Source organism: Schlesneria sp. (assembly GCF_036405755.1).
Taxonomy (GTDB): Bacteria; Planctomycetota; Planctomycetia; order Planctomycetales; family Planctomycetaceae; genus Schlesneria; species Schlesneria sphaerica.
Genome location: NZ_DASWWZ010000539.1, coordinates 1 through 5,884 on the forward strand (window position 1 = coordinate 1; position 5,884 = coordinate 5,884).

Consider the following 5,884-nt stretch of genomic DNA (forward strand, 5'->3'; position numbering starts at 1 on the left):
CTTGGGAATCTCTTGGGAAGAGGTGTCACGTTGCCCGTTCTGAAGCCTGCCGATCTGACCGCATTTGCTGCTGAACTCTTTTGTGCCGCTGGCGTCAGCCGCCCCGACTCTGACGTTGTCGCGGCAAGTCTTGTCGAGTCAAACTTGCGGGGGCATGATTCACACGGTGTGATGCGAATCCCGTTTTATATCGGCAAAGTCAAAGATGGGTCATTGAATTCCAGCGCGCAACTGACCATTGAAAAAGAGTCGGCAAGCTCTCTGGTTTGTGATGGCGGATGGGGTCTGGGACAAGTCCTGGCGCAGGACCTCATGAAGCGGCTCATTACCAAGTGTCAGACCTCAGCAATCGCCTGTGGAACACTCCGTCGCACCTGTCATATCGGTCGGTTAGGTGAGTACGCTGAGATGGCAACCGAGCATGGTTTGACGGCGATGGTCATCGCCAACAACCACGGCGCGGCACCACGCGTTTCACCCGTCGGTGGCAAGCGCCCCCGGTTAGGAACCAACCCGATCTGCATCGGCGTGCCAGGGGGCTCAAAAGGGCCCTTTATTTTCGATATCGGGACCAGTGCCACCGCGGAAGGCAAAGTAAGAGTTAAGAAAATCGCGGGACAACCTGTACCATTCGGCTGGATCCTTGATCCGGATGGAAAGCCAACAACGGATCCCAACCAGCTCTATGGCAACCCTCCAGGAACGATTCTCCCCTTGGGCGGTGATCAGGCATACAAAGGGTTTGGCCTGGCATTTATGATTGAGATGATGGCGGGAGGACTTTCCGGAGGACAGTGTTCCACACCGAACCCACCTCCGCCGTTAGGCAATTGCGTCGTCTTCTGGGTCATTAACCCCGAGTTTTTTGGCGGCACCGAGCATCTGCAGAAAGAGATTGGACAACTCGAGACTTACGTTCGCGAAGTCCCGCGGATTGATGGTGTCGACGCAATCATGCTTCCGGGAGATCCGGAACGACAGACACGACAGTCGAGAACGGCATCCGGCATTCCACTCGATGAGGGGAACTGGCAGGCTCTTGTCGATCTCGCTCACCAACTGAATGTCGCTGTCCCTGCTGTCTGAATATTTCGCCACTCCAGTGCAATAGGATTCTGAATATGTCTCATCCTTATGAGGATGAATTACGCGTAGGCTTGGCCGTTGTCCGTAGCGCTGCCCGAATCTGCCAGGTCGTCCAGGCGGCAATCACGCCCGAAGTTCTCGATAAAAAAGATAACAGCCCTGTCACTGTCGCCGACTTTGCCAGTCAGGCAGTGATCTGCCATGGACTGAGTCAGTCATTCCCCGCCGATCCGATCATTGCGGAGGAAGATTCGATGGCACTGCACCAGGAAGAGAATGAAGGATTCCTGCGTGAAATTCATGCGCTGATCAATGCGCACTACCAGACGGCAACGCACAACGAAATCTGTGACTGGATCGACCGAGGTGGTTCAAAGGAATTCGCCCCTCGCCAGTGGACACTCGACCCCATCGATGGAACAAAGGGATTCCTGCGTAAAGAGCAGTACGCCATCTCGCTGGCGCTGATCGTCGATGGTCAACTGAAAGTCGGGATCCTGGGATGTCCGAACCTGGGAACAACTAACAATTCAGGTGATTCCCTGTATTATGCGGTTGCAGGTGTCGGTGCTTTTGCAACGCAATTGAACGAGTCAGCAGAAGTCAGGCAAATCCACGTTACGAAGACCACCGATTCGTCTGCTGCACGATTCTGCGAATCGTATGAATCAGGTCATAGCTCACACAACGAATCCGCTCAGATCGCCAGTCGTCTGGGAATCACCGAGTCGCCTGTTCGGATCGACAGCCAGGCAAAGTATGCCCTCGTTGCCGGAGGCGAAGCCGACATTTATTTGCGACTCCCCGCAAAGACCGGTTACTTTGAAAAAATTTGGGACCATGCTGGTGGTGTTCTGATCGTCCAGGAAGCGGGCGGTACGGTGTCAGACCTGCAAGGCAAGCCGCTCGATTTCTCTAAAGGGCGTGAGCTTCGAGAGAATCGCGGGGTGATCGTCACGAACGGAGCTTTGCAGGCGACGATTCTTGCTGCGGCGCAGGCGGTTACCGCTGCCAGCCAGGCAGGTGGTTGATTCCGTAGTCCGACTGCATGAGAGGAATCGCAACTGCCATGACATTCCGTGGGCAGCAATCCATGTTGAGGGAATCCCGCGTGTTATGAAGTGAGACATAAGTTGCTCACGCAGTTGTGGCAGTCTCAGTAGGCATGCAACGGGCAGGACGGAGAAGGGCGGAATCCGCATGTGGTTTTCAAGACTCGATCTGCTGGCGTTCGGAAAATTTACGAACGTACAACTGAATCTGGACCGAGGCTTCAATCTCGTGTTCGGCCCGAACGAGGCGGGTAAAACCACGACCTTGCGGGCAATCCGCCAGCTTCTGTTCGGTTTCGACGAACGGACTGCTGACGATTTCGTGCACAAGAAACCGAACTTGCGTGTCGGCGGCATCGTTTGCAACCGAGCCGGAATGCAGCTTGAAATCATTCGAAGGAAGTCACGCAATGACTCGCTTCGAGCTGCGGACGACACCACTGTAATTGATCCCCTGCAATGGGATCAGATGCTTTGCGGAATTGACGAGAAGACCTTCCGTCAGCGTTATGGAATTGACTACGAGCAACTGACGGCGGGTGGACATCAGATCGCCGTGGGCACCGGTGATCTGGGAGAAATTCTGTTTGCCACCGGTTCCGGCGTGATGGACCTGAACTCAGTAAAAAAACGACTGACAGACGAAGCTGCCGAGATCTTTAAGCCCCTGGGCAAGAAACAGCGTCTGAACGTATTTCTCAGTGAATGGCAACAAAAGAACGATGATGTCCGCGTGCGCCAGCTTCCGTTCTCGAAATGGGAAGACGCCCACCGCCTGAAATGTCAGATCGAGGCTGAGCTTCATCAGTTCCAGACCAAACTCCTGGAATTTGAAACCGAATCGAGCCGACTGCAGCGCTGGCAACAGGCAATTCCACGCGCGACAGAATATGACACTCTCCAGGAATCAATGGCACCGCTGAAGGATGTTCCTCGGCTTCCTTCTGATTTCGGGGCGAAGCGCCAAAACGCATTACTCCTGCTGAAAGAGGGAGAGGGATACGCGAGTTCTGCAGCGCAGTCGATCAGGACTGCTGAGCAGGAGCTGGCTGCCCTCTCACTCTCCGACGATCTCCTCGGCCGGTCCGATGTGATTTCGAAACTGATGGCCGAATCTGGTTCGAGCCAGAAGGCGATCCGCGACCGGCATCATTTGAAACAAGAGCAAGATGAACACGTTCGGTTGATGGAACAACTCCTCAGCTCCATTGGACGAACCGGATCCGAGTCACTCTCGGTCGAAGTTACTCTGGAACGAGGCTTTCAGACGCAACTTGCGACGCTGGGAAATCAACTGGCGATTGTCACTCAGTCCCAGTGTGATGCGCAGGCACAACGAAAAAGACTGGGTGAGCAAACGCAGGGGCTTCGAAGCACACTTTCCAAGTTGCCTCCCGAACAATCGTTGAGTCACATGAAGACGGTGCTCCGCACAATTCAAGGGGAGGGTGACCTGGAGTCCCGCCTCATGGAGACTCGCACTGAAGTTGCCACCCTTCAGCTTGAGATTGAACAACAACTCACTCAACTGGGATCCGCCAGGTCAGGATTGGAAACGCTTGCGTCGCTAAAGCTTCCTGAAAGCGAGATTGTGAAGCAGTTTGAACGCGATTTCCAAACCAACCAGAACGAGCGCAGTTTAGCCCGATCTCTCATCGCTCGACATGACGTAGAGATTCAAACGCTCCAACAGCAGATCAACCAACTCCGCGTCGAATTTCAGGTTCCCACTGAAGCGGACCTTCAGGAAGCCAGACAAACACGAGACGGGGCCTGGCAACAGATCCGCGACAGTCTGCCTTCGGGAGCCTTGCCCAATGCCGGATCACTCCAGAGCTTTGAAGAACTGGTAACCCACGCTGATACCGTTGCCGATCGGTTGAGGCAGGAAGCAGACCGCGTCGCACAGCTCGCAGACGCACTCTCGGACTTGCAAGAGACACAGAATCAATTGCACCAGTCGCTAGATCGGCTCACGCAGTTGGAGGACGTACGTTCCGAACTGGAAAAGCAGTGGCAGTCTTACTGGCCAGCCACGGTTCAGCCAGTGCCGAGTCCTGCGGAGATGCCATATTGGTTAGCAGGACGTGAAACACTTTTAAAGAATCACGATCTGCTTCGACGACGACGCATCGAAGTCGAAGCGATGGAACAGCGAATCCGCGTGAACGTGAAGCTGTTGAGTGATCTATTGCGTTCCGAGCCGGAAAAGACTTCACCTCGATCCGCAGCGACCGATTCAGAACCATCGCAGTTCGGTTCGCGTCCATCTCTCACGTCGCCACAGACACCGCAGCTTTCCTTCGGTTGGGACGAGGCCGCAGAAGCAAGTGATTCTTCGCCGGGTCGCGAAAGGTCAGACTGGGCGGCAGTGTCTCCGAATTTGAAGCAGTTGCTGCTGCAAGCCGAAGGGGAACTATCACGTGCGGAAGAACTCCAATCTTCACGCCGAAAGATCATGGATTCGCTCAGCCGTGCAGAAATGGACCTCGCCGGACTCGATGAGCGTGAGCAAGAGCTCGAGAGCAAGTTGACACAATGGCGAACACAATGGCACGGAGCAATGGCACTGCTGCAGCTGCCACCAGAGACGACGCCTGACGCGGCGACGAAACATCTCGAAATCTTGAACCAGTTCGCCGACCATCAAAGGCAAGCAAAGCAACTCGCATCTCGAATCAAAGGGATCGACGACGACATAGAACGTTTTGAGGCAGATGTTCATTCCCTCTGCTCCGAAATAGCTCCCGATTTACTCTCGGCTGCCACTCATGAGGCAGTCCGCACGCTTCACGAGCGCCTGGTGGCATGTCAACGTGAAGCGACGATACGCAGTTCACAACTGAAAAAGATTGAGCAGGCGCATACGCAGCGCAAAGAAGCAGTGCGACTGAGGAGTCAGGCACACGCGCTGACAGTAGAACTGTGTCGTATCGCGGGATTCGCTCCGCCCGCACCTGGAGCCACTGATCAGGAATCCGCAGACCTGCTTCAGGAGACACTGCATCAGCTCGAATCGATTGAACGTTCGTCTCGTGCTTGCAATGAGCATCGGGAAAAACTTGAGCGGGTTGAAGAGATTCTGATCCAACTGGCAAGTGGACAGGACCTGAATGAATTCCTGTCAGAAGTTCGTCAACAGTCTCCTGAAGACCTCGCAAACCGACTGAATGAGATCGAAACGGGAACCAAACACGCAAACGCAGAACGAGATCGACTCAACGTTCAGCTCGGGGCTACAAACCTGCAACTGAAACAAATGGAAGCGGCGACCGATGCCGCTGAAGCGGAAGAAACACGGCATCAGTACCTGGCCCAAATTCGAAGCAATGCGGAGGACTACATTCGGCTGAAGCTGGCCAGTACCGTTCTGCGAGTCGCAATAGAAAGCTACCGTGAAAAAACGCGAGCTCCCGTCCTGAAGATCGCTGGCGAATTTTTTCGCGAGCTGACGCTCAATTCCTTTACTGGCTTGCACGTTGAAGAAGATGACAGCGGCAAGCCGTTGCTGGTCGGATGTAAGGCTGATTCGACACAGACTGTCCCAGTCGATGGCATGAGCGAAGGAACCTGCGACCAGCTTTACCTTGCACTGAGACTCGCCAGTCTGCAGCTTGAGGTAGAGCCGCGTAAGGACCTGCCGCTGATCATCGACGACATTCTCATTCAGTTCGATGACGCCCGCTCAACTGCAGCACTTCGGCTGCTGGCGCGGATTGCGCAACAACGCCAGATCATTTTTTTCA

At 54.6% G+C, this 5,884-nt stretch carries 3 protein-coding genes; all 3 read left to right on the forward strand.

The window, feature by feature from the left end; genetic code table 11:
* Window positions 1–1,086: Ldh family oxidoreductase (locus VGE80_RS18185; RefSeq protein WP_440593649.1), on the forward strand; the 1,086-nt coding region annotated here is incomplete at its 5' end.
* A gap of 35 nt (window positions 1,087–1,121) precedes the next feature.
* A complete protein-coding gene (locus tag VGE80_RS18190; RefSeq protein WP_397571021.1) occupies window positions 1,122–2,117 on the forward strand; it encodes a 3'(2'),5'-bisphosphate nucleotidase in 996 nt (331 codons plus the stop codon).
* Window positions 2,118–2,286: 169 nt separating this feature from the next.
* On the forward strand, window positions 2,287–5,884 hold a 3,598-nt coding region (locus tag VGE80_RS18195), incomplete at its 3' end, for an AAA family ATPase (protein WP_440593650.1).

Coding starts and splice junctions, on each gene's coding strand:
- VGE80_RS18190 (WP_397571021.1), top strand. CDS start 1,122: ATGTCTCATCCTTATGAGGATGAATTACGCGTAGGCTTGGCCGTTGTC.